Here is a 25,574-nt window from a genome sequence, read left to right as displayed (position 1 = left end):
AAAAAAGACACCCAACTGCAGTTGAGTGTCTCATCTATTTACTTCTCAGCACGTTTCGCTGCGAGTAATGTATTATTTAATACCATTGTAATTGTCAGTGGTCCAACGCCACCTGGCACCGGTGTAATTGCGCCTGCGACTTCAGCAACTTCATCATATACAACGTCTCCTGTTAACTTTCCGTCAACGACTGTGTTTCCTACGTCTACGATCACTGCACCTTGTTTCACGACATCCTTCGTCACTAATCCTGGTTTACCGACAGCAGATACGATAACATCAGAGCGTTTTAATACTGCGTCCATGTCTTTACTGCGAGAGTGTAGTAATGTTACTGTTGCATTCGCATCTGTTAATAGTTTTGCGACGGGTTGTCCTACGATATGACTTCTTCCGATGACTGCGACATCTTTTCCTTCTAAATCGATATCTGCATGCTTTAAGATTTCCATGATGCCCAGTGGCGTACATGGGATATATGTTTCAACACCTGCATAGAGTCGGCCGATGTTGATTGGATTGAATCCATCAACGTCTTTTTCCGGTGCAATCTTCTCTAGCACTTTCGTTTCATCGATTTGTTTCGGTAGTGGGACTTGAACAAGGATGCCATGTACATTGTCATCGTTGTTCAACTTGTCGATTTCTTCTAATAATGCCGCTTCAGTCGTACTTTCATCAAGATGGATGATACTTGAGCTCATACCGATCTTCTCAGCAGATTTCTTCTTATTGTTCACATAGCTCTGGCTTGCACCGTCATTTCCTACAAGAATAACCGTTAAATTTGGCGTAACCCCTTGTGCCTTTAACTGTTCGACTTCCTGTGCAAGTTTCGCACGATAATCCGCTGCAATTTTCTTTCCGTCTAATACTTTTGCTGACATTCCAGTTCCCTCCATTTATTCGAACGTTTAATATTATTATAGCAATAAACAACCAGAAAATACGAACGAAAAAATAATTTTAAAGAAAAAAATACATAATCGTTCGTTTTTTGCATTGAAAAATGTATGTGTCATTGTTATGCTATATATGTAATATACACATAAATGAAGTCGATTTTCAAATAATTATAAAGGGTGATAGTTGTGACAGTAGCAGTAATAATGGGTTCTTCTTCTGACTGGGAGACGATGAAAGAAGCGGTGACAATGCTTGAAGCTTTCGGCATCGACTATGAGGCAAGTGTTGTATCTGCGCATCGTACACCGCTCGCGATGGTTGATTTTGCGAAGTCTGCACGCAGTAAAGGTATTGAGATTATTATCGCGGGTGCTGGTGGTGCGGCGCATTTGCCGGGAATGGTCGCTTCGATGACGACGCTTCCGGTGATCGGTGTGCCGATTGAATCGAAGGCTTTGAAGGGAATGGATTCCTTATTATCAATTGTACAGATGCCTGGTGGGATTCCGGTAGCTACGACTGCTATCGGTAAAGCTGGTGCGAAGAACGCCGGTATTCTTGCAGCACGAATGCTCAGTTTGAAGGATGCTGCTTTAGAAGCGCAGCTGGATGATTACGAAGCATCTTTAGTCAAGAAAGTGGAGGGGATGCAGCATGACCTTAAATAAATTTAAAATTGGTCAATCGATTGGAATCATTGGTGGTGGACAGCTTGGAAAGATGATGGCACAGTCCGCTCAGAGAATGGGATTTAAAGTGAATATTTTAGATCCAGACCCAAAATGTCCAGCAAGATTTGTTGCACATAAATTTATTGAATCACCCTACAATGATTTAGAAGGTTTGAAAGCGTTAAGCAGCGTTAGTGATGTAATCACATATGAATTTGAAAATATCAATGCAGCAACATTAAAAGAAATATGCAGCGAAAACAATGTTCCCCAAGGATATGAAACTGTTGGTATTTTGCAAAATCGTCTTTCTGAAAAAGAAGCAATCGCATCAAGCGGTGCTAAAGTCGTACCATACTATAAAGTGGATTCTAAAGCTTCTCTTGATAATGCGATAGCAGATCTTGACTATCCGATTGTATTAAAAACAATTTTTGGTGGATATGATGGTAAAGGTCAGCTTGTATTGAAAAGTGATGCTGAGCTGGATGAAGCATATAAAATGGTAGAAGATGCAGTACTTGTTGCTGAAAAAATGATCGAACTTGATAGAGAGATTTCTATCACTGCATCGCGTAACATACAAGGAGAAATTGTTTATTTCCCTTTACAGGAAAATATTCATCGTAACCAAATTCTTTTTAAGACAACGGTTGAAAAGGAACATGCTTATAAAGATGCAGCGGTTGCAGAAGTTGAAAAAATTATCTCTAAAATTCACTTTGTCGGTACGTTTACTGTTGAATTCTTTATTGATAAGACTGGTGAATTATACGTTAACGAAATTGCGCCAAGACCTCATAATTCAGGTCATTATTCTATAGAAGCGTGTGATTATTCACAGTTTGATACACATATCTTATCAGTAATTGGCTATGCATTACCTAAACAAATCAGACTACACGAAAAAGCTGTGATGTATAACTTATTAGGACAAGATTTAGATGCTATGGAGCTTTATTTCAATGATCATCCGGAATGGCATGTTCATGTGTATGGCAAAGAAGTGAGAAAAGAAAATCGTAAAATGGGACATATTACCCTTTTGTTAGACGATAAAGAGGATACATTTTATCCTATATATGAGGAGATGATGTCATGACATTAGTTTATGAAGGTAAAGCGAAGCGTGTATTCAATACTGATGATAATAATATTTATCGTATTGAATATAAAGATGAGGTAACAGCTGGTAATGGTGCAAAGAAAGATAAGATGGAAGGAAAAGGACGTTTAAATAATTTAATTACGAGTTATTTCTTTGAAAGATTAGCACAAGATGGCGTTGACAGTCATTTTATTGAACGTACTAGTGACACTGAGCAACGCGTGAAGAAAGTAACGATTATTCCATTAGAAGTTGTTGTAAGAAATTTTGCTGCAGGATCAATTGTAAAAAGACTAGGCTTTGAAAATGGACAGGCATTTAAAAAACCACTTGTTGAATTCTATTACAAAGAAGATGCACTGAATGATCCATTTATCTCAGATGACCATGTTAAGTTATTAGGTCTTGCAAATGACGAAGATATCGCTGAATTAAAACGTCAGGCATTAATCGTAAATGAAACATTAATTAAGATAATGGATGAAATGAATTTAAAACTTATTGATTTTAAAATTGAATTTGGTAAGGACAGCGAAGGGAAAATTCTTTTAGCTGATGAAATTTCACCGGATACTTGTCGTATTTGGGATAAAGAAACAAATGAGAACTTCGATAAAGATGTTTACCGCAATGATACAGGCTCACTAATTGAAACATATACTAAATTTTATAATAAACTGGAGGCATTATAATCATGACTAAAATTGAATTACATATCACTTTACAACCACAGGTATTAGATACGCAAGGACAAGCTTTAACGCGCGCGGTACACGATTTAGGATATAAGCAAGTTGATGATATTCGCGTTGGAAAAGTATTATATATGACGGTTGACGAAGCAAGTGAGCAAGCAGTAGCGAATGTTGTAAATACATTAAGTGAAAAATTGTTTGCAAACACAGTTATCGAGGAGTACAGCTACAAAATTATTGAAGATGAGGAGACAAAATAATGAAATTTGCTGTTATTGAATTTCCTGGTTCTAACTGTGATAGAGATATGTTCAATGCAGCTCTTAACACAGGTTTTGAAGCGGAGTATGTAGATTATAGAAAAACTTCATTAGAAGGATTCGACGGTGTACTAATTCCTGGTGGATTTTCATTTGGAGATTATCTACGTTGTGGCGCGATGGCTCGCGTTGCACCAATCGTTCCTGAGGTTAAGCGTTTAGCTGAAGAAGGTCGTCCTGTATTAGGTGTTTGTAATGGATTTCAAATATTAACTGAAATTGGTTTATTACCTGGTGCATTAATGCATAATACGAGTCATAAATTTATTTGTCAAAATGAACCATTGACAATTGTTAATAATGAGACGAAATTTACGCATCAATATGATAAAGACGAAACAGTCATCTATCCTATCGCACACGGTGAAGGTAATTATTACTGCTCACCTGAAACATTAAAAGAATTACAAGATAACAATCAGATCATTTTAACTTATAAAAACAATCCAAATGGTTCAGTTGAAGATATTGCAGGCATCGTGAATAAAGAAGGTAACGTATGTGGTATGATGCCTCACCCGGAACGTGCAATGGAATCATTACTTGGTTCTGATGATGGTGTGAAGTTATTCCAATCAATTTTAGAAAGTTGGGGGAAATAAGGATGGTTAAATTTTTAGAGCCAAATGAAAACGAGATTAAAGAGCATAAGTTATATGCAGAAATGGGTCTAACTGATACAGAATACGATAAAGTAGTAGAAATATTAGGGCGTAAGCCAAACTACACTGAAATCGGAATTTTCTCTGTAATGTGGAGTGAACACTGTTCATATAAACATTCTAAACCTTTCTTAAAGCAATTTCCTGTAACCGGAGAACGTGTGTTAATGGGTCCTGGAGAAGGTGCGGGTGTTGTTGATATCGGTGACAACCAGGCAGTTGTATTTAAAGTTGAATCTCATAACCATCCATCTGCAATAGAACCTTATCAAGGTGCTGCAACAGGTGTTGGAGGTATTGTACGTGATATCGTATCAATTGGCGCACGTCCAATTCAATTATTAAATGCATTACGTTTTGGTGAATTAACTGAAAAACAAAATAAACGCTTATTCTCTGGCGTTGTTGCAGGTATCGGTGGATACGGTAATTGTATCGGTATTCCAACGGTAGCTGGTGAAATTGAATTTGATTCAAGATATGATGGAAATCCACTTGTTAACGCAATGTGCGTAGGTATTATTGACCACGATAAAATTCAGAAAGGGACAGCTAAAGGTACTGGCAACCCTGTAATTTATGTTGGTTTAAAAACAGGTCGTGACGGTATTCACGGCGCGACATTCGCTTCTGAAGAGTTAAGTGAAGAAAGTGAAGCGAAACGTCCATCCGTACAAATTGGTGACCCGTTTGTAGGTAAAAAGTTAATGGAAGCAACACTTGAAGCGATTACTTATCCAGAATTAGTTGGTATCCAGGATATGGGTGCTGCTGGTCTTACTTCTTCAAGTTCAGAAATGGCTGCGAAAGGTGAGTCCGGTATTCACTTACATTTAGAGAAGGTACCAACGCGTGAAGCGGGCATCTCTCCATATGAAATGATGTTATCTGAAACGCAGGAACGTATGTTACTAGTTGTTGAAAAAGGCACTGAACAAAAATTCTTGAAATTATTTGAACACCACGAATTAGATGCAGCAGTAATCGGAGAAGTAACAGACACAGATCGCTTCGTTTTAACATATGAAGGAGAAGTCTTTGCTGACATTCCTGTTCAACCGTTAAGCGATGAAGCACCTGTTTACGTATTAGAAGGTAAAGCAGCTGAATTTGCGGATGTTGATCATAACTATGACAACATTGATGCAAAAGACGTTTTTACGCGCCTTTTAAATCATCCAACAATTGCATCTAAAACATGGGCATATTCACAGTATGATCAACAAGTTGGTGCAAATACGATTATTAAACCAGGTTTATCAGCTGGTGTGACGCGTGTGGAAGGCACAAAAAAAGCAATTGCTTCAACAATTGACGGTGAAGCACGATATGTCTTTAATAATCCATATGAAGGTGGAAAAATGGTAGTAGCGGAAAGCTACCGTAACTTAATTGCAGTTGGTAGTTTACCACTTGCGATGACAGATTGCTTAAACTATGGTAATCCAGAAAAGCCTGAAATTTATCAGCAATTAGCTGATTCTACTAAAGGTATGGCCGAAGCATGTGCTGCACTTAATACGCCAGTAGTATCAGGTAACGTATCTTTATATAATGAAACAAAAGGTGATGCGATCTTCCCGACACCAGTTGTAGGTATGGTTGGATTAATTGAAGATGTTAATTATTTAAATGATTTCAAACCACAAGCAGGTGAGAGAATTTACTTAGTTGGAGATATTAAACCAGATTTCGGTGGATCACAGATTGAAAAATTATTATTCAATGAAGTATCTCACGTAACGTCAAATATTAATTTGACAGAAGAAGTAGAACGTGGAGAAACTATTCGTAAAGCGATTACTGAAGGTAAATTATCACACGTACAAGCAGTAGGTAAAGGTGGATTAGCGATTAAATTAGCGCAAATCACTGCTTATTTTAATACAGGAATTGATGCTCAAGTGGATGCATCAAACGCAGCAGTATTTGCAGAAACACAAGGCAATTATATTTTAATCGCAAAAGAAGGTTTTGTTCCTGAGAATGCGGTTGAAATTGGAACATTTGGTGGAGATACATTTACATTAAAAACAAGCCAAGGCGAAATTACTGAAAGTGTTGAAACAATCAGTCAGTCTTGGAAAGGGGCAATCGAAACATGTATGACATCAGAGGCCTAAATGAAGAATGTGGCGTTTTCGGTATTTGGGGTCACCCAAATGCCGCTGACCTCACGTATATGGCACTACATTCATTACAGCACCGTGGGCAGGAAGGTGCTGGTATTGTATGTTCTGACGAGTCGAATATTTACGGTGCACGTGGTATGGGTTTATTACCAGAGGCGATCAGTCAAGTTAAACTAAGTTCATTAAGTGATTTTAATCATGCGATTGGACATGTTCGATATGCAACAACAGGAGCATCTGAACTGTCAAATGTGCAGCCGTTTATCTTTAAACATTCTAAAGGTGATATCGGTTTAGCACACAATGGTAACTTAACCAACGCAGAACAAATAAAATTAGCGCTGGAATCTGAAGGTGCAATCTTCCAGACATCAAGTGACTCGGAAGTATTAGGGCATCTACTATTAAAGGCAAAATCAAATAATAAATTAGCTAATTTTAAAGCTGCACTAAATCAAATTAAAGGTGCATTTGCATTTCTAGTTTTACATCCGGAGCAAATGTTTGTGGCCCGTGACAGTAATGGTGTACGTCCGTTAATGTTAGGAAAAGTGGACGGGGCTTATTGTGTTGCAAGTGAAACATGTGCATTTACAGCAATTGGTGCTGAATACATTCGTGATATAGAGCCAGGTGAAGTACTTGTATTTTCTCATGACGGTTTAGTAGAAGATACTTATACAACGAACACTGAATCCCATATGTGTTCAATGGAATATGTTTATTTTGCCCGTCCTGATTCTGAATTCAGAAAACACTCTATCTATGAAGTCCGTAAAGCTTTAGGGAAACAACTTGCGAAAGAAATGAATATAGAGGCTGATATCGTTATCGGTGTTCCAGATTCCTCTTTACAAGCAGCAAAAGGATTCTCTATTGAATCTGGTATTCCGAATGAACAAGGATTAATTAAGAATCGTTATGTGGGTCGTACATTTATCGCACCTAACCAAACACTACGTGAACGTGCTGTACGCATGAAACATTCACCAGTTAGAGACGTCATTGAGGGGAAGCGTGTTGTTGTCATCGATGATTCTATCGTACGTGGGACAACAAGTAAGTTTATTGTTAAGACTTTAAAAAATGCGGGAGCTAAAGAAGTACATATGGCAATTTCTTCTCCGCCACTTATCCATCCTTGCTATTACGGTATTGATGTATCAACACATGCCGAACTCATTGCATCTGATAAAAGTGTAGAAGAAATTAAAGATATTTTAGAAGTAGACTCATTAACATATTTATCTGTTGAAGGTATGCACGAAGTGTTTAGTCAATTTGATTCAAAAGGTGAATGTAACGCTTGTTTTACTGGAAACTATCCGATTGAAATTGTTGATCACTTATTACCTGAAGACAAAGAGAAAAAGAAGAAGGGAGTCTAACCATGGCTGAAAGTTATAAAGAATCTGGTGTAGATATTCACGCTGGGTATGAAGCGGTAGAAAGAATGAAGAAACACGTAGATAGAACGATGCGTAAAGAGGTACTTGGTGGATTAGGTAGCTTCGGTGCAGCATTCGATCTTTCACAGTTAAACATGAAGCAACCTGTACTTGTTTCAGGTACTGATGGAGTCGGAACGAAATTACGTTTAGCAATTGATGCTGACAAGCACGATACCATTGGTATTGACGCTGTGGCAATGTGTGTTAATGATATTTTAACGACAGGTGCAATGCCGCTATATTTCTTAGACTATCTGGCATTAAATAAAGTTGACCCAGTCATCGTTGAACAAATTGTTAAAGGTGTAGCTGAAGGGTGTGTACAAAGTGAATGTGCATTAATCGGTGGTGAAACTGCTGAAATGGGTGATATGTATCACACTGGAGATTATGATATTGCTGGATTTGCAGTTGGTGCTGTAGAGAAAGCTGAATACATCGATGGTTCAAAAATTGCTGATGGTGATGTTATTTTAGGATTAGCATCAAGCGGCATTCATTCCAATGGTTATAGTTTAGTAAGAAAAATTATTAAAGATAATCATTTAGATTTAAATGCTGAGTTTGCTGAAGGTAAAACCCTTCTAGACACAGTATTGGAACCGACGCGAATTTATGTCAAAGCAGCTAAAGCTGTTTTAGAAAATGCAAAAGTAAATGGTATGTGTCATGTTACTGGTGGAGGATTTATCGAGAATATTCCACGTGTATTTCCTGAAGGGGTTTATCCCGAAATTAATGTTGCTGCAGTACCTAAATTACCGATCTTTGATTTATTACAGGAAAAAGGTAAAATCGATGCTTTAGAAATGTATAATATTTTTAATATGGGGATTGGTTTCATCTTTATCGTGAATGAAAGTGAAGTTGAAAAAATTCAATCAATTATTCAATCTCAATGCAATGAAGAAATTTATACGATTGGTAAAGTTGTCTCAGGTGATAAAGAGATAGAAATCACGGGGGTTTAACATGAAGAAAGTTGCAATTTTTGCATCCGGTAATGGTTCTAATTATGAAAAGATTATGGAAAATATTCAGGCTGACTATTTAACAGATATTGAAGTCGTTGGACTATATACTGACAAAAGAGAAGCTTTTGCTATAGAACGCGCAAGAAGATTTAGAACACCTATTCAAATCTTTGAACGCGCACATTACAACAATAAAATTGCGTACGAAAAAGCTATTTTAGAACAACTTAAAAAAGATAATGTAGAGTGGATAATTCTTGCTGGATATATGAAACTTGTTGGGGAAACTTTGCTGGATGTTTATGAAGGTAAAATACTCAATATTCATCCTTCACTTTTACCTAGCTTCCCAGGCAAGAACGCAGTTGGACAAGCTTTGCAATATGGTGTTAAAGTGACGGGCGCAACAGTGCACTATGTTGATATGGGGATGGATACCGGCAAGATTATAGATCAAATGAGTTGTCCAATTTACGAAGACGATACAGAAGCTACTTTACAGTTGCGCGTACAAAATCTTGAATATGAATTGTACCCAAGAGTAATAAAAAAATTGATTCAATAAGGAGTCGACAATGAAAAAAGCATTATTAAGTGTATCTGATAAAACTGGTATTATTGAATTTGCACAAAATTTAGTTGCAAATGATTTCGAAGTATATTCTACTGGCGGTACTAAAAAAACTTTAGAAGAAAACAATGTACCCGTAAAATCAGTGAGCGAATTAACTAATTTTCCTGAAATTATGGATGGCAGAGTAAAAACTTTACATCCAAATATTCATGGTGGTATTTTAGCGGACCGTGATAATAGCGAACATGTTGCAGCATTAAAAGCGCATAACATTGCTCCAATTGACCTCGTTGCTGTAAACCTTTATCCTTTCGAAGCAACAGTAGCTAAACCAGATGTTACTGAAACAGATGCAATTGAAAATATCGATATTGGTGGACCAACAATGTTACGTTCTTCTGCTAAAAACTTTAAACATGTTATTACAGTAGTTGATCCTTCAGATTACAATACAATAATTGAAAAAATTAAAACAGATGCGGTTGATTACGAATTCCGTAAATCATTAATGGTAAAAGTATTTTCTCACACAAATAAATATGACCAAGCGATAGTAAACTTCTTTAACAACAATAAAGCATCATTACGATATGGTGAAAACCCTCATCAAGCGGCTGAATTTGTTAAAACGAGTGATGCAAATAATACATTAGCAGGTGCGAAACAACTGCATGGTAAACCGCTTAGCTTTAACAATATTAAAGATGCAGATGCTACGCTTTTCTTAGCGAAACAGTTTGATATGCCTGCAGCAGTAGCTGTAAAACATATGAATCCTTGTGGTGTTGGCACGGGCAGTACAATTCAGGAAGCTTTCCAAAATGCTTATGATGCGGATGTACAAAGTATCTTTGGTGGTATTGTTGCAGTGAATCGTGAAGTTGATAAAGCAACTGCTGAAATGATGCATTCAATATTCTTAGAAGTCATTATTGCACCAAGCTATAGTGACGAAGCATTAGCAGTGCTTACGCAAAAGAAAAATTTACGTTTACTTGTAATTGATATGACGATTGAAGATAAAGAAAAAGAATTTGTATCTGTTTCTGGCGGATATTTAATACAAGATAAAGATTTATTAAACGTTAGAAAAGAAGACATGCGCGTTGTAACAAATACACAACCTACAGAAGCACAATGGAAAGCGATTGAATTAGGCTGGAAAGTTGTAAAAAGTGTGAAATCGAATGCAATAGTTTTAGCGAATGATAAACAAACTGTTGGTATCGGTGCAGGTCAAATGAATCGCGTTGGTTCAGCTAAAATTGCTATTGAACGTGCAATTGAAATAAATGATAATGTAATCATGGCGAGTGATGGATTCTTCCCGATGAGTGATACTGTAGAAACAGCACATGCTGCCGGTATTAAATGTATCGTTCAACCTGGTGGATCAATTAAAGATCAGGATTCAATCGATAAAGCAAATGAATTCGGTATCGCAATGGTTATGACAGACGTTCGTCACTTTAAACACTAGGAGGCAGTTATGAAAGTATTAGTTATTGGTTCTGGTGGTAGAGAACATGCTTTAGTGCGAAAGATTGGTCAATCTGAACGCGTAGAAGAAGTATATGTAATTTGTGGTAATGAAGCTATGTCAAGGGAAGCAAAGGTAATTGATATTGCTGAAAATGATCATGAAGCGATTGTAAAGTTTGCAAAAGATAGTCAAATTGATTTAGTCGTTATCGGTCCAGAACAACCACTCATTGATGGATTAAGTGATCGTTTATCAGAAGCAGGTATCAAAACGTTTGGTCCGAATGCAAACGCAGCCCAAATGGAAGGATCAAAAGATTTTGCAAAAATATTAATGGAAAAATATAATATTCCGACAGCAAAATATAAAACAATCGACGATAAAGCAGAAGCAATTGCTTATGTAAAAGCTCAAGGCGCGCCTATCGTTATTAAATATGACGGATTAGCAGCAGGTAAAGGTGTAGTTGTAGCAATGGACGATGAAACTGCATTAGATGCTATCAATGATTTTTATGCTGAAGAGGGTGCAAAAGTTGTCTTTGAAGAATATCTGGAAGGTGAAGAATTTTCATTGATGGTGTTTGTCAATGATGATTTCTGTATTCCATTTGATACAATTGCTCAAGACCATAAACGTGCCTTTGATGGCGATAACGGGCCAAATACAGGGGGGATGGGTGCATACTGTCCTGTAAGTCACATTAGTGATGCAATGTTAGAACGCACAAATCATGAAATTGTTTATCCTGTCGTTGATGCAATGTATAAAGAAGGACTCAATTATTTCGGTATACTTTATGTTGGTGCTATTGTAACTGCAGAAGGTCCGAAAGTCATTGAATTTAATGCAAGATTTGGTGATCCGGAAGCACAAGTATTATTACGCCGACTAGAAACAGATTTCATTGATTTGATTGAAGCAGTTGATCAAAAACAACCGCTTGATTTAGTATGGAGAAATAAGACGATATGTGGTGTAGTGCTTGCATCTAAGGGATACCCAGATAATTATGATAAGGGAATTGTTGTTAAAGGCTATGATTACCAGCAAGATTATATTGTATCCGCTTTAAAACAAGTGGACGGTGAGTGGGTCACTTCAGGAGGCAGAGTAATGATTGCTCTAGGAGAAGGTCATGATTTAGCAGAGGCTCAGTTAAATAGTTACAAGCTTGTTGAAAGCATCAAAAGCGATGGATTGTTTTATCGAACAGACATTGGGAATAAAGGTATTTAAAAAGTCGCCATTTAGGCGACTTTTTGTATTATTCAAATGTTTTTTGGATATCTTCTTTAGTTTGTTCGTTACCACCATTATCTTTATCTTGCTCATGTTTGTCATTATTTTCTTTTGCTTCTTCAGCAGCTTCTTTAATTTCTTCGTATTTATCAGTCATATTAACTACCTCCTATATTTGTTATGTTTTATTAATTCCCTGAATTCAATGTGTTAAACATTCTCATACTTAAGGATGATTTTTTATGATTTAAAAGACATTTAATAAGTATTTTCATATAATGGTAGTGAGGTGGAATTATGAACTGGATTAAAACACATTTTGAAATACTAATTGGCTACTTTATTGCTGCTATTAGTATATTTTTAGGTATTTTTATAATTTACCATGGCAATCGGATTGCTCATTTTAAAGATATAGATATCAATAAATTACACATGTATAACTTTTTTGATTTTATTAATATTTATATTTTTGAATTAATTAAACTCTTAAGTCATTATATCAAGCATTCTCCTGCTATTTATGGCGTATTATTAATCATTATCGGATTATCATTTATTTATGTTTCAAGAAAGCTTAAAGAAACAACTATATTTGATAAAACGATTGCATACTATTATCTTTTAGCGGCAAGTATCATTTTACTTGTAATTATCATCTTTTTATTTGAGGTATATGGTATATTTTCTTTGTTTTATTTACTATTTTTTATCCTTCTCGTTTATTATACGATTAATCGTCGCAAACTCAATGTGCATTATCGCAAATTTCATTTTGTGGTTTTGATTGGAGTATACGGGTTGGCTTATTTTATGTCACAACTTGCTGTCTATGATAATTTAAATAAAGAAAAAGTGACACCTTTAGATGTCATGAGTATTAACTTTTATTTTATAGTGCTACTTATAATTGCTGCATTATGTCTCTTTAATTATGTATTCCTGAAAAGATCATTAGGTTCAAAAGATGATGAACATGATAAATTAAGTCGCCGTAATAAAAAGAAAAGAGATTTACAAATCAATCAGAAGTTGCAGGAAGGAACAAATTCGACGATAGAAAAAATATCAACAACATCATTAAAGGTTGATGAAAAAATAATATTATTCTTTAAAAGAGTGATTAATACCGTTAAAGATAAAATTAATCTTGTAGAAGAGGACATACCTTCGTGGTATAAACGTCCACGATGGATAAAGTCATTTCATATAGAAATTTTACTTAGTTCATTAATGTTTATCATTACAGTGATTGAATTGAATAATCGTAATATCTTATTTGATGCAAGTAAATTTAATGTCGTTAAAATGCAATATTTCTATGAATGGATTAATCTTGTTGGACTACTGATTATTATCATAGGATATATTTATTTCTCTGTTAGAATTTATTTCAAAAGAAAAGGATACTTTGGACAACTTTTTACTATTTCTTTTTTGACGTTAAAAATTGTGACGAGTATTTATTTAATGGTTTTTAAAGGTGTAAACTTAGCCCTGTTTATCCCACCTATTTTATTGCTGATGTTTATATTTGTTGTACCGTTGTATATTATTCACATACGTAAACGATATTAATAAACGTGATATAACACACGGCTAATTAATTTGTGAAATTATTGTTGTGTACTACAACAATACGGTATATAATCTAAGAGTAAACATTAACCCATGGGGATGGGAGTTCATTTTTCCGAATAAATATCACGGCAGCTGCCTTTGATGGCAGCTGCCGTTTTTGTGTTATAGTAAAATTATCAAACTAAAGGAGTACAAACATGAAAAGCGTATTACTCAAAAAAAATAAACAGGAAAAGTTTAAACAAGGTTATCTATTAATAGAAAAAGATGATATTTATCAAAAAGATGATATCCATGAAGGAGAATTGTTCACAGTTCAAAGTGATACCGGCCAGCATTTAGGTACGTTTTATTGTGGATTACAAAATAGAGGATTCGGTTGGAAAGTTAGTGATGGATATGTATCAGCTTTAGAGACATCATACTTTATTGATTTATTTGAAACAGCAAAAGACTTTAGAGCGTCTTTATTCAATGCGACTGATACAAATGCATTTCGACTATACAACGGTGAAGGTGATGGATTAGGTGGATTTACGATAGATAATTATGATGGCCATTTATTAATTCAATGGTATTCAAAAGGTATCTTTCAATTTAAAACTGTGATTGTAGAAGCAATTAAGCAAATCTTCGAATATAAAAGTATATTTGAAAAACTTAGATATGATAAAAATGTGACGACTCACCAAATTACTGATGAAACAGTTGAATTTCCGATAATGATATTAGAGAATAATCTCAATTATATGATTGATTTAAATGATGGAGCTATGACGGGTTTATTTTTAGATCAACGTGATGTACGTAAAAAATTATTGAAACTTGAGACTAAAGGAAGTGACTTCCTAAATCTATTTGCCTATTCTGGTGGATTTTCTATTGCTGCAGCAACGAATAGCTATAAAACGACAAATGTGGATATTGCTAAGCGTTCTATTGAGTTGATGGAACAAAATTTTGCGATTAATGAATTACCTCTTGAAAAACAAAAATTTTATACATTAGATGCATTCGATGCATTAAAATATTTTGCCCGTCATCTTAAAACTTTTGATGCAATCATCATAGATCCCCCTAGTTTTTCACGCAATAAGAAAAAAGTATTCTCTGTAAAAGATAATTATCATGAACTTATAGAAGCTGCTATTCCGCTCGTGAACTATAATGGGTATTTAATTTTATCAACGAATGCTTCTAATGTACCGTTAAAACAATTTAAAAAAATGATAACAGATACGCTTACGCCATTATGCCAATTTGAAATCGAATCTATTATGGGGCTCCCTAAAGATTTTAAAACAACTGATAAATATAAGGCTTCGAAATATTTAAAGGTAATTACTATTAAAATCTTATCAGAATAAAATTTTTAGATTAAAAATATATAATTTAGGGAATATACTCTTAAGAAATTTGAATAATTTTAGAGGTGATAACATGGGAATTTTAAATACAGCAATTAATATGGCAACAAATACGATAAATAAAGAACAAAAAGTTAAGAAAGAAATTGATCACCTTCCAAAAAATGAAAGTGATTTAATAGAACGTCGAGAACGCTCAGAAAAATTAATTCATAATAAATCGTTAATGAGTTCTGCAGCAGCTGTTGTTCCGATTCCTGGCGTTGATGTAACTGCTGATATGAAAATAATGACAGATATCATTGAGGAAATTAATGCGATATATGGATTAAGTCATAAACAGGTGAGTGGATATACTGACGAAATGAAACAAAAAATAGTTTTTTCTGCTGCTAAAACAGGCAGCGATTTCATCGGTAAAAAAATTTCAAAAGGATTAGTTGCAGTACTATTTAAAACTTTACTTCGAAGAGAAGTTCTGAAACAATCAAAATGGGTACCCGTTATCGGACAAGCTGTCTCTGGTACAATAAGTTATTATATGATGCAAAGGTTAGGTAAAGCACATATTGAAAAATGTGAAAAAGTAGCAAGAGCGTTAATATAAATCAAAATTTAAATTTTACATATTTCAGACATTTTGATATTTATAATGTTAATTGTTTATTATAAGACGTTGAATTAATTGAAGTTAAGGTATTTATTTGATATATTATCTATCGTATAGACTAATAAAGTTATATATAAAATAAACTGTTGCAAATGCAACCAAAGGAGAGTTTTTATTATGGAACAACAATCTTACGTAATTATTGATGAAACAGGAATTCATGCACGTCCGGCAACGATGTTAGTACAAACTGCAAGCAAATTTGAATCAGATATTCAATTAGAATATAACGCTAAAAAAGTTAACTTAAAATCAATTATGGGTGTAATGAGTTTAGGAGTAGGCAAAGATGCTGAAATCACTATCTATGCTGAAGGTTCAGATGAAAAAGAAGCTATCGAAGCTATCACAGATATTTTAGTTAAAGAAGGTTTAAGTAAATAATGGAACACATTAAAGGGATAGGCGCATCTGATGGTGTAGCGATTGCTAAAGCCTACCTTATGATTGAGCCAGACTTATCTTTTTCAGAAGAAAAAGTTACAGATACAGCTGCTGAAGTTGAAAAATTTAAAGCAGCTGTAAATCAATCAAAAGTAGAGTTAATGCAAATTAGAAATAATGCAGAAGTTGCATTAGGAGCTGATAAAGCTGCTATATTTGATGCGCATTTATTAGTTTTAGAAGATCCGGAACTTATTAACCCAATTGAAGAAAATATTAAAAATAATCAATCAAATGCTGCAACTGCTTTATCTGAAGTTGCAACTAATTTTGTTACTATATTTGAATCTATGGATAATGAATATATGAGAGAACGTGCAGCAGATATTAAAGACGTGTCTAAACGTGTCTTATCTCATATATTAGGTGTTACATTACCAAATCCGACTTTAATTGATGAGCCTGTAGTAATTATTGCAGAAGATTTAACACCTTCTGATACAGCGCAATTAAACAAGGCTTTTGTTCAGGGATTTGCCACGAACATCGGTGGACGTACTTCACACTCTGCAATTATGAGTCGTTCGTTAGAAATTCCTGCTGTTGTTGGTACAAAAAATATTACTGCTCTCGTTGAGCAAGGTGATTTTATAATCGTTGATGGCATCGAAGGAGAAGTAATTCTTAATCCTGATGAAGCTACAATTACTGCCTATAAGCAGAAACAATCTCAATTTATTGAAGAAAAAGAATTACTGAAACAACTTGTTAATGATAAAACTGTAACTTCAGAAGGAAAACATGTAGAACTAGCAGCAAATATTGGAACACCTGATGATTTAACTGGTGTTGTAAACAATGGCGCTGAAGGTATTGGTCTATATCGTACAGAGTTTTTATATATGGGACGCGATACTATGCCATCTGAAGATGAACAGTATGAAGCATATGCTAAAGTTTTAAAAGAGATGAAAGGTAAACGTGTTGTTGTAAGAACATTAGATATTGGTGGAGATAAAGAGTTACCTTATCTCAACTTACCTAAAGAAATGAACCCATTCTTAGGTTACAGAGCAATTCGTTTATGTCTTGCACAACCTGAAATTTTCAGACCTCAACTTAGAGCTTTATTACGTGCATCTGTTCATGGCAATTTAAGTATCATGTTCCCGATGATTGCAACAATTAACGAATTCCGTGAGGCAAAAGCTATTTTAGAAGATGAAAAAGCTAACTTAACGAAAGAAAATATTAAATTTAGCGATAATATTGAATTAGGTATCATGGTTGAGATCCCATCAACAGCAGCTATGGCTGATATCTTTGCTAAAGAAGTAGATTTCTTTAGTATTGGTACGAATGATTTAATTCAATATACTATGGCTGCTGACCGTATGTCTGAGCGTGTTTCTTATTTATACCAACCATATAACCCTGCAATATTGAGACTTGTGAAACAAGTCATTGATGCAAGCCATAAAGAAGGTAAATGGACAGGTATGTGTGGAGAAATGGCTGGGGATACAACAGCTATTCCACTATTATTAGGATTAGGCTTAGATGAGTTTTCTATGAGTGCGACAAGTATTTTAAGAGCGCGTCGTCAAATTAAAAACTTAAGTCAAGTTGAAATGGCTAAAATAGCTGAACAGGCATTAAACTGCTCAACGCAAGAAGAAGTAATCTCTTTAGTAGATGCTTATCTATAGTTAAACAAAATAAAGAAGAAGCTGAAAATTTTCAGCTTCTTCTTTATTTGATGTAAATCTTTGTAATTTGTGGTTTAGCGAATATTCTAATTGGTAAATGTGTACTACCAAGACCACGGGACACATGAAGATACATGCTATGTTTTTTATATTTTAATCTAAATAAACCTTTTAAATATTTTCTCCCTAATGATGGTTTAATTGGTGCACCCAGAATAGGGATAAAAATCTGTCCACCATGACTATGTCCGGATAATTGGAGGTCAACATTAAATTGCTTAACAAAGTCTGCATAATCTGGTTCATGTACTAAAGTGATGGTGTAGTCATTGACATGCTTTCTGTTGCGTAGTGCCTGTTCAATATTTCCGGATGCATTAAGAATATCATCAGTGCCACAAATATATATATCTTCTCCATCATAGTTTATATATTTACCAAAGTTATTCAGCACTGTAATATGACTATTAGTCAATACTGTTTCTAAATTATGTGTTAAGTGTGTACGCTGATCGTGATTACCATAAGAAAAGTACACGCCTAATGGGGCTTTAATTGTTTTTAGCAATGGTATATAATCATGAGGATTCTCTTTAAACACTTCTAAATTATCAAATAAATCTCCGGTAATCATGACGATATCAGGCTGTAGTTTATTGATTATTTTAATGTGTTCTATTAAATCATGATAATTATACTGAAAGCCGACGTGTAAATCTGAGATATGTACAATTGATAACGGTCGAACATGGTGTAATCTCAAACCTTTAATAGTTATACTATCAACATCAACATTTTTTGGATTGGAATGAAATAATGGTACCAAACTTTTTCCGAAGCGGTCTATCATGCTATACATTAAAAACTTAAACATTTTTAGTCTCCATATACTTTTCAATGGCTTCGATATCTGGTGTATAGAATAATTTTTCATCTATTTTAATTAGAGGGGTACTCAAAGCATCGTAATCAATCATCTCTATTTTATATGCCATATTTTTGATATTTTTTTCTTTAAATTGAAGAGAAGAGTGTCTGAAATAGTTTTTGATAAATTCGCATGGTGGACAATCATCTTGTGTGTATATTTCAATATTCATATCATTACCTCTTTACTACTTTTTAATAACTATAAATACTATAGCGATTTCAGACAGAATTATCAATATTAATGGTATTATATGCAAATGTAATTTAAATAGTTCGAAGATGATCACATATTTGTCACAAAACTGTTAGGCGTTTCGCTTTATATTCCTTATAAGGTGTATTAAACTTAAAGAAATGTGAGTACAATCACAAAAGGAGGATTATCATGGATGGTGTTATTTTAAGTCGCTTATTAACAGCGATGACGTTAGGTTTTCATATAATTTTTGCCACCATTGGTGTAGGTATGCCACTGATGATAATGATTGCAGAAGGATTAGGGATAAAATATAATAATCCGAAGTATACTGCTATGGCGAGACGTTTTGCTAAAACATTCACGATAACTGTCGCAGTAGGTGTTGTAACTGGAACGATTATTGGTTTACAACTTTCATTATTATGGCCATCATTTATGCAGTTGGGTGGACAAGTTATTGCACTACCACTTTTTATGGAAACATTTGCGTTCTTTTTTGAGGCAATTTTCTTAAGTATATATTTATATACATGGGATCGATTTAAAAATAAATGGACGCATTGGTTACTAAATATTCCTATCATTATTGGTTCAACATTAAGCGCATTATTTATCACGAGTGTGAATTCATTTATGAACACACCGGAAGGTTTTAAAGTGAAAAATGGAGTGCTGGTTGATATTGATCCGATACAAGCGATGTTAAACAGTTCATTTTTTGTACGTGCTTTTCATGTTGTAACGACAGGTGGAATGACGATTGCTTTCTGTATTGCGAGTGTAGCAGCCGTGAAATTACTACGAAATAAATTCCCGGAAGATAAAGATTATCATATGAAATCTTTAAAAATGGCGATGATCGTAGGGGTAATTTTTAGTTTACTGACGATTTTAGCGGGCGATTTATCGGCGAAGTTCCTGCACAATGAACAACCTGAAAAATTAGCTGCAATGGAATGGCATTTTGAAAGTGATAAAAATGCTGACTTAGTCTTATTCGGTGTTCTTGATGAAAAAACACAAGAAGTAAAAGGTGCAATTAAAATACCTGGTATGCTGAGTTTTCTTGCTGATAACAGTTTTGATACTACTGTAAAAGGGTTAGATGAAATACCTAAAGATGAACAACCTCCTTTGATCATTCATTACTTCTTCGATTTAATGGTGTTCTTTGGTATGTTTAGCTTTGCAGTCAGTATTTTATATGTAATATTAAATAAGATGAAAAATAAGTTAGCAACGCATAATTTCATGCTATACTTAATTGCTTTAACTGGTCCTCTATGTATGTTAGCCATAGAATTTGGATGGTTCCTAGCTGAGATGGGACGTCAACCATGGTTGTTACGTGGTTATATGAAAGTTGCCGAAGGTGCTACACATGCTGATGGTGTGAGCCTTGTGCTTGTTGCATTCGGATTACTGTATCTTGTATTAGGGTTTTCATGTAGTTACGTTTTACTGCGTATGTACAAAGATAAACCAGCCCAATTTGATGTTGAGCAATATACCAAAGGAGGTGCCAAATAATGGATTATCAACATATTGGTATTTTAGTATTATGGACATTTCTATTTGGTTACGTTATTTTAGGGGCAATTGATTTCGGTGCAGGTTTCTTTATACTATATGCAAAACTTACAGATCAGGAAAATGAATTAAAGGACGTTATTTCAAGATACTTGAATCCTGTATGGGAAGTTACTAATGTTTTCTTAGTATTTTTCTTTGTAGGTATCGTAGGATTTTTCCCTGATACGGCTTATTATTTCGGTTCAACTTTGTTGCTGCCTGTAAGTGTTGCTTTATTGCTACTCACAGTTCGTGGCTCATTTTATGCGTTTGAAACGTATGGTAAAGACTCTAAGCTTGCGTGGGTCGCGTTATATGGTATTTCAGGATTACTTATTCCTGCAGCTTTTTCAACAGTATTAACCATTTCAGAAGGTGGCTTTATCACAAAGACTGCCAAAGGTGTTGAATTGAAATGGTTTGAATTATTAATGAGCCCATATGCATGGAGTGTTGTATTTTTATGTATCATCTCTGTGTTATATATTTCATCAGCATTTTTAACAGTTTATGCGCACAAAGCAAAAGATAGACCTGCTTATAAGATACTTCGAACATGGTTTTTAATATGGGCATTACCAATGCTTGTGATTTGTCAGTTTACATTTTTGAGTTTAAGACAACAAAATAAAGAGCATTTCGATATTGCAACAGGACAATACTGGTGGTTATTTGGACTAAGTATCGTATTTTTCTTAATCGCTTTTGCATTATATTATTTTGAGAAAAATCTTGAAATTGGCCTTGTCATGGTAATTCTTCAATTTGCTACAGCATTCTATGGGTATGGTATTTCTAAGTTACCTTATATTTTATATCCTTATGTCAATATGGATAAAGCTGTAGTAAATGAAACAATGGCATTCGGATTAGTCGTGGTGTTTATTTTAGGTTTACTTTTATTACTTCCTTCTTTATATTTATTATTGAGACTATTCGTATTTGATACCGAATATGTTAAAGGTAAGAAGAAATAACGGAGGTGTAGTATGGAAAAAGAATTTGTAGTTATCGGCTTAGGACGTTTTGGTGGGAGCATTGTAAAAGAATTAAATGCATTGGATATGGACGTAATGGCTATAGATTCTGATGAAGCACGAGTCAATGAATATGCAGATATTGCAACGCATGCTGTTATTGCAGATACAACTGATGAGAACGTATTAAAGAGTTTAGGTATACGCAACTTCGATCACGTTATTGTTGCGATAGGAGATAACATACAGGCAAGTATATTAACAACTCTAATCTTGAAAGATATCGGTGTAAAAAAAGTTACAGCAAAAGCGCAAAATGATTATCATGCTAAAGTATTAAATAAAATTGGTGCAGATACAGTTGTCCACCCTGAACGAGACATGGGAAGAAGAATTGCGCACAATGTTGCAAGTTCTTCTGTATTGGATTATCTTGAACTATCAGATCAGCATTCAATTGTGGAAATTCGAGCAGGTGAAACATTAACAGGTAATTCTATTTTAGATTTAGATATCCGAGCGAATTATGGCTTAAACATTATTGCGGTTAAACGAGGAAAAGAAATTATCGTTTCACCAGACCCGAGCGTTATTATTGAAAATGGTGATATATTAATTATGATTGGCCATGATAATGACTTAAATCGTTTTGAGAAAAAGATTATTAATGACTAAATGATCGAAAAAAATAGACCCTGTCGGGTCTATTTTTATTTTGTCGTTTCTTGTTCAACAAGTTGTTCGTTATTTTTATTAACATCCATAATCATTGGTAAAATCATCGGCTTACGTTTTGTTTTTTCATATAAAAATGGTGATAAATTTTCAGAAATGACATTTTTAATATGATGCCATTCAAGTGCTTCACCAGAATTTAGTTTTTCAATGACTTTCTTTTTCAGCAAACGACTCGCATCATAGATTAAATGACCTGATTCTCTCATGTAAACAAAGCCTCTTGAAATAATATCTGGACCACTTAGTAACTGATTCGTTTTAAAGTCAATACTCACAACAACAATTACCAGACCTTCCTCAGATAATATTTTACGGTCTTTGATTACAACATTGCCGATATCACCAATACCACTACCATCAACGAGTATATTCCCCGAAGGTACATGACCTGCGAAGCGCGCGCTGTCCTTAGTCAATGCTAGAATATCACCATTTTCATGGATAAATACGTTATCAGGATTTACACCGCAATCAATACCGAGTTGACCATGTAAGCTTTGCATACGATATTCTCCGTGAATAGGCATAAAGAATTTAGGTTTCATTAATCTTAGCATAAGTTTTTGTTCTTCCTGAGAACCATGACCCGATGTATGAATATTTGATAGCTTACCGTGGATGACATCAGCACCTGCTTTGTATAAAGCGTTGATCGTACGGTTAACGCTTAATGTATTACCCGGGATTGGTGAAGACGAGAAAATAACAGTATCATCAGGAATGATAGAGATTTGACGATGTGTACCATTAGCAATACGTGACAATGCTGCCATTGGTTCACCTTGAGAACCCGTACATAAAATTAATAATTTATGTTTAGGAATACTGTTAATTTTATTTGCTTCTACAAATGTTTCTGGTGGTACTTTGATGTATCCAAGTTCAGTACCAATTTTAATATTATTCTCCATTGAACGGCCGAATATAACTATTTTACGGTCAAATTTAACTGCCGCTTCAATCGCTTGCTGTACACGATAAATATTTGAAGCAAATGTAGCAAAAATAATTCTGCCGGTACATTTTCTAAAAATTTGTTCTACGTTTTGTCCGACTTCACGTTCACTGATCGTGAAGTTCGGAATTTCAGCATTTGTTGAATCTGATAATAGACATAACACACCTTCTTCACCAAGCTGTGCCATCTTTGCGATATTAGCAGGTTCACCAACAGGCGTGAAATCAAATTTAAAGTCACCAGTATGCACTATTTTTCCTTCTGGTGTATCAACGATAATACCATATGCTTCTGGTATAGAATGCGTTGTTAAATAGAAAGACACTTTCAGATGTTTAAATTCAAAGACACTGTCTTCTGTTATTGGATTTAACTGTGCAGTGCGAAGTAAACCATGTTCTTCAAGTTTATTTCGGATTAAACCTAGTGCAAGTGGTCCACCGTAAATTGGAACGTTTAACTGTTTTAATAGGAATGGTACACCACCGATATGATCTTCATGTCCATGGGTAATGAATAATCCTTTTATACGTTCCTGATTTTGTACAAGATAAGTATAATCAGGAATGACATAATCGATACCAAGTAACTCGTCCTCGGGAAACTTGATACCTGCATCAATAACGATAATTTCGTCCTGATACTCAACGGCGTAGGTATTTTTACCGATTTCACCCATACCACCAAGGGCGAATACACCAACTTCATTTTTTTGTAAAGGCTTCATTTAGATCGTCTCCACGCTGTAATTTTCAGCTTTTTGTTCGTACTCTAAATGAGCACCTTTTAATTCCTGAACAAATTCAATGTTATAAGGACGATCAATTAAATATCTTCTAACTTGTTCTTCACTTACAGCTTCAAAATATTTAACTTGTGTGTTCTCACGAATAATTACTTCACTTTTGTCTTCTTGAAAAAATACTTTAAAAATTGCCATTAATAAATAGCCTCCTTATTATTATATACATAAAGAATGCCCTAGGAGTCTAGGGCTAAACATAAACCGTACAAGACATTTATATTAAATGTATAAGTATTCTTATCTTACATGAATTAATATGCTAGTGTAAAGTCTTTGCATGCAACTTCTTCATATATATAATAATACATTTTTGAAATAATGCGTAGAAAAAGGTAAACTAAAGGTAAAAATATTGTACGGAGGCTTAAACATGAAGCAGCATTTGATTTTCTTTGATATTGATGGAACATTATATAATGACGATAAAGAAATGAGTGAGGATACGAAAGAAACGATTAAAAAGTTGCAGGAAAATGGGCATTTATTAGCGATTGCTACTGGCCGTGCACCTTTTATGTTACAAGAGGTAATTAAAGAAACCGGGATAACAAATTATATTTCATTTAATGGACAATATGCGGTGATGAATGGCGAAGTAATCTATGAAAATCCGTTAGATCTGGAAACTTTGAAGCAATTAGAGAATGATGCAAGTTCAAATGATCATCCACTCGTATTTTTAAATGAACATGAGATGGTCTCTAATATTGAATTTCATGAGAACATTAAGGAGAGTATTAGTACTTTAAAGTTTGAACATCCAAGATACGAAAAAAATTACTATATCGATAAACCAATCTATCAGACCTTAATCTTCAATAGTGAAGAAGAAGATAAATTATATGACGATCAATATAAAATGATAAAGTTTATTAGATGGCATGAAGTTAGTCGTGATGTTGTGCCAGTAAACGGTTCGAAGTTTGAAGGGATTAAAAAAGTAAGTGAGGCATTGAATATTCCGATAGAAGATTGTATCGCTGTCGGAGATGGTTTGAACGATCTGGAAATGATTCACGGTGTCGGGCTAGGTATTGTAATGGGTAATGGGGTAGATGCATTAAAAGAAGTAGCAGATTATGTGACTGAAGATGTGCATAAAGAAGGATTAACAAAAGCATTCAAACATTTTAAATTGATAGACTAGGAGATAATTAAATGGATAATATAGCAAATATAAAAAAAGTCATTAGTAGCGCTGCCAATCATGAAACTTTAATACTAGATCATCTTGAGTTTAACAGAAGAGATAACGAAGTTATTATGAACTTTGTTTATCAGAAATTTAATCCAGTAGAAGTACACACAGCACCGCATGTTAATGATCCAATATTCATGGATGTAGAAACGATGCGAGAAGTGATTTCGTATTTAGAAGAAGTAGGAATTCGCTACGAAAAAAGAAAAGATGAATTTATTTAAAAAAAATTATCTGTTAAAACATTAATGTTTTAACAGATAATTTT

Annotated in this window: 27 protein-coding genes; 21 read left to right on the top strand and 6 right to left on the bottom strand. The window is 34.4% G+C overall.

Annotation, left to right across the window (positions count from 1 at the left end; all coding sequences use genetic code 11):
* Positions 1–38: 38 nt before the first annotated feature.
* A complete protein-coding gene (gene folD, locus BHX94_RS08185) occupies positions 39–887 on the bottom strand; it encodes a bifunctional methylenetetrahydrofolate dehydrogenase/methenyltetrahydrofolate cyclohydrolase FolD (RefSeq protein WP_111745753.1) in 849 nt (282 codons plus the stop codon).
* Between the two features lie 204 nt (positions 888–1,091).
* On the opposite strand from folD, the gene purE reads away from it, so the two are divergent.
* Genes purE through purD form a run of 11 tightly spaced genes read left to right on the top strand, consistent with a single transcriptional unit; the run spans position 1,092 to position 12,215 of the window.
* Positions 1,092–1,574 (top strand): 5-(carboxyamino)imidazole ribonucleotide mutase, encoded by a 483-nt coding sequence (gene purE, locus BHX94_RS08180; RefSeq protein ID WP_111745751.1) that lies wholly within the window; start codon positions 1,092–1,094, stop codon positions 1,572–1,574.
* The gene (purK, locus tag BHX94_RS08175; RefSeq protein ID WP_111745749.1) at positions 1,561–2,679 is read left to right on the top strand and encodes a 5-(carboxyamino)imidazole ribonucleotide synthase; all 1,119 of its coding nucleotides are present in this window, start codon (positions 1,561–1,563) and stop codon (positions 2,677–2,679) included. The genes purE and purK overlap by 14 nt, the downstream gene beginning before the upstream one ends.
* Positions 2,676–3,377: a phosphoribosylaminoimidazolesuccinocarboxamide synthase gene (gene purC, locus BHX94_RS08170; protein WP_111745747.1), complete on the top strand. Its 702-nt coding sequence runs from the start codon at positions 2,676–2,678 to the stop codon at positions 3,375–3,377. The genes purK and purC overlap by 4 nt, the downstream gene beginning before the upstream one ends.
* Before the next feature lie 2 nt (positions 3,378–3,379).
* Positions 3,380–3,640 carry a phosphoribosylformylglycinamidine synthase subunit PurS gene (gene purS / locus BHX94_RS08165; RefSeq protein ID WP_099580658.1) on the top strand — a complete coding sequence of 87 codons (261 nt, stop codon included), beginning with the start codon at positions 3,380–3,382 and terminating at the stop codon, positions 3,638–3,640.
* Positions 3,640–4,302: a phosphoribosylformylglycinamidine synthase subunit PurQ gene (purQ, locus tag BHX94_RS08160; RefSeq protein ID WP_111745745.1), complete on the top strand. Its 663-nt coding sequence runs from the start codon at positions 3,640–3,642 to the stop codon at positions 4,300–4,302. Before purS ends, purQ begins: the two co-directional genes overlap by 1 nt.
* Before the next feature lie 2 nt (positions 4,303–4,304).
* Entirely contained in the window at positions 4,305–6,485 is a 2,181-nt protein-coding gene (gene purL / locus BHX94_RS08155; protein WP_111745743.1) for a phosphoribosylformylglycinamidine synthase subunit PurL, read from the top strand.
* Complete coding sequence (gene purF / locus BHX94_RS08150) at positions 6,464–7,882, top strand: amidophosphoribosyltransferase (protein ID WP_111745741.1); 1,419 nt, start codon at positions 6,464–6,466, stop codon at positions 7,880–7,882. Before purL ends, purF begins: the two co-directional genes overlap by 22 nt.
* A 2-nt stretch (positions 7,883–7,884) precedes the next feature.
* Positions 7,885–8,916 carry a phosphoribosylformylglycinamidine cyclo-ligase gene (gene purM, locus BHX94_RS08145; protein ID WP_111745739.1) on the top strand — a complete coding sequence of 344 codons (1,032 nt, stop codon included), beginning with the start codon at positions 7,885–7,887 and terminating at the stop codon, positions 8,914–8,916.
* A 1-nt stretch (position 8,917) separates the two neighbouring features.
* Entirely contained in the window at positions 8,918–9,484 is a 567-nt protein-coding gene (gene purN, locus BHX94_RS08140; RefSeq protein ID WP_111745738.1) for a phosphoribosylglycinamide formyltransferase, read from the top strand.
* Between the two features lie 10 nt (positions 9,485–9,494).
* Positions 9,495–10,973, top strand: coding sequence for a bifunctional phosphoribosylaminoimidazolecarboxamide formyltransferase/IMP cyclohydrolase (gene purH, locus BHX94_RS08135; RefSeq protein ID WP_111745736.1), 1,479 nt, complete (start codon positions 9,495–9,497; stop codon positions 10,971–10,973).
* Positions 10,974–10,982: 9 nt separating this feature from the next.
* Positions 10,983–12,215, top strand: a complete 1,233-nt coding sequence (purD, locus tag BHX94_RS08130; protein ID WP_111745734.1) for a phosphoribosylamine--glycine ligase — start codon at positions 10,983–10,985, stop codon at positions 12,213–12,215.
* A gap of 28 nt (positions 12,216–12,243) precedes the next feature.
* Here purD and BHX94_RS13100 read toward each other — a convergent pair whose 3' ends face one another.
* Positions 12,244–12,375 (bottom strand): hypothetical protein, encoded by a 132-nt coding sequence (locus tag BHX94_RS13100; RefSeq protein ID WP_275068273.1) that lies wholly within the window; start codon positions 12,373–12,375, stop codon positions 12,244–12,246.
* A gap of 140 nt (positions 12,376–12,515) precedes the next feature.
* On the opposite strand from BHX94_RS13100, the gene auxA reads away from it, so the two are divergent.
* From auxA to ptsP, 5 genes are all read left to right on the top strand, one after another.
* The gene (gene auxA / locus BHX94_RS08125) at positions 12,516–13,796 is read left to right on the top strand and encodes a lipoteichoic acid stability factor AuxA (protein ID WP_111745732.1); all 1,281 of its coding nucleotides are present in this window, start codon (positions 12,516–12,518) and stop codon (positions 13,794–13,796) included.
* A gap of 200 nt (positions 13,797–13,996) precedes the next feature.
* Positions 13,997–15,166 carry a class I SAM-dependent rRNA methyltransferase gene (locus tag BHX94_RS08120; RefSeq protein WP_111745730.1) on the top strand — a complete coding sequence of 390 codons (1,170 nt, stop codon included), beginning with the start codon at positions 13,997–13,999 and terminating at the stop codon, positions 15,164–15,166.
* Positions 15,167–15,239: 73 nt separating this feature from the next.
* Positions 15,240–15,773, top strand: coding sequence for a DUF697 domain-containing protein (locus tag BHX94_RS08115; protein WP_096076909.1), 534 nt, complete (start codon positions 15,240–15,242; stop codon positions 15,771–15,773).
* A gap of 180 nt (positions 15,774–15,953) precedes the next feature.
* Positions 15,954–16,220 (top strand): phosphocarrier protein HPr, encoded by a 267-nt coding sequence (locus BHX94_RS08110; protein ID WP_096076908.1) that lies wholly within the window; start codon positions 15,954–15,956, stop codon positions 16,218–16,220.
* A complete protein-coding gene (gene ptsP, locus BHX94_RS08105; RefSeq protein WP_223160808.1) occupies positions 16,220–17,929 on the top strand; it encodes a phosphoenolpyruvate--protein phosphotransferase in 1,710 nt (569 codons plus the stop codon). Before BHX94_RS08110 ends, ptsP begins: the two co-directional genes overlap by 1 nt.
* A gap of 43 nt (positions 17,930–17,972) precedes the next feature.
* Here ptsP and BHX94_RS08100 read toward each other — a convergent pair whose 3' ends face one another.
* Together BHX94_RS08100 and BHX94_RS08095 are read right to left on the bottom strand one after the other, a co-directional pair.
* A complete protein-coding gene (locus BHX94_RS08100; protein ID WP_170120801.1) occupies positions 17,973–18,803 on the bottom strand; it encodes a metallophosphoesterase in 831 nt (276 codons plus the stop codon).
* Positions 18,796–19,029 carry a glutaredoxin domain-containing protein gene (locus tag BHX94_RS08095; RefSeq protein WP_096076905.1) on the bottom strand — a complete coding sequence of 78 codons (234 nt, stop codon included), beginning with the start codon at positions 19,027–19,029 and terminating at the stop codon, positions 18,796–18,798. Before BHX94_RS08095 ends, BHX94_RS08100 begins: the two co-directional genes overlap by 8 nt.
* A gap of 215 nt (positions 19,030–19,244) precedes the next feature.
* On the opposite strand from BHX94_RS08095, the gene BHX94_RS08090 reads away from it, so the two are divergent.
* From BHX94_RS08090 to BHX94_RS08080, 3 genes are read left to right on the top strand one after another with little or no spacing between them, the layout of a single operon-like run.
* A complete protein-coding gene (locus BHX94_RS08090; RefSeq protein WP_111745724.1) occupies positions 19,245–20,588 on the top strand; it encodes a cytochrome ubiquinol oxidase subunit I in 1,344 nt (447 codons plus the stop codon).
* Positions 20,588–21,607, top strand: a complete 1,020-nt coding sequence (locus tag BHX94_RS08085; RefSeq protein WP_111745722.1) for a cytochrome d ubiquinol oxidase subunit II — start codon at positions 20,588–20,590, stop codon at positions 21,605–21,607. Before BHX94_RS08090 ends, BHX94_RS08085 begins: the two co-directional genes overlap by 1 nt.
* Positions 21,608–21,619: 12 nt before the next feature.
* Positions 21,620–22,282 (top strand): potassium channel family protein, encoded by a 663-nt coding sequence (locus tag BHX94_RS08080; protein ID WP_111745720.1) that lies wholly within the window; start codon positions 21,620–21,622, stop codon positions 22,280–22,282.
* 35 nt (positions 22,283–22,317) lie between these two features.
* On the opposite strand, the gene rnjA is transcribed toward BHX94_RS08080, so the two are convergent.
* Both rnjA and BHX94_RS08070 read right to left on the bottom strand, forming a co-directional pair.
* Positions 22,318–24,030, bottom strand: coding sequence for a ribonuclease J1 (gene rnjA / locus BHX94_RS08075; protein ID WP_096076901.1), 1,713 nt, complete (start codon positions 24,028–24,030; stop codon positions 22,318–22,320).
* The gene (locus BHX94_RS08070) at positions 24,031–24,243 is read right to left on the bottom strand and encodes a DNA-dependent RNA polymerase subunit epsilon (RefSeq protein WP_096076900.1); all 213 of its coding nucleotides are present in this window, start codon (positions 24,241–24,243) and stop codon (positions 24,031–24,033) included. It lies immediately after the preceding gene.
* A gap of 235 nt (positions 24,244–24,478) precedes the next feature.
* On the opposite strand from BHX94_RS08070, the gene BHX94_RS08065 reads away from it, so the two are divergent.
* Together BHX94_RS08065 and BHX94_RS08060 are read left to right on the top strand one after the other, a co-directional pair.
* Positions 24,479–25,255, top strand: a complete 777-nt coding sequence (locus tag BHX94_RS08065; protein ID WP_111745718.1) for a Cof-type HAD-IIB family hydrolase — start codon at positions 24,479–24,481, stop codon at positions 25,253–25,255.
* A gap of 11 nt (positions 25,256–25,266) precedes the next feature.
* Positions 25,267–25,530: a hypothetical protein gene (locus tag BHX94_RS08060; RefSeq protein WP_111745716.1), complete on the top strand. Its 264-nt coding sequence runs from the start codon at positions 25,267–25,269 to the stop codon at positions 25,528–25,530.
* The last annotated feature ends 44 nt before the right edge of the window (positions 25,531–25,574 follow it).

It is taken from the genome of Macrococcoides bohemicum (assembly GCF_003259675.1).
Taxonomy (GTDB): domain Bacteria; phylum Bacillota; class Bacilli; order Staphylococcales; family Staphylococcaceae; genus Macrococcoides; species Macrococcoides bohemicum.
The sequence above is the reverse complement of the archived record's forward strand: the minus strand, read 5'-3'. Positions and strand labels throughout refer to the sequence as shown.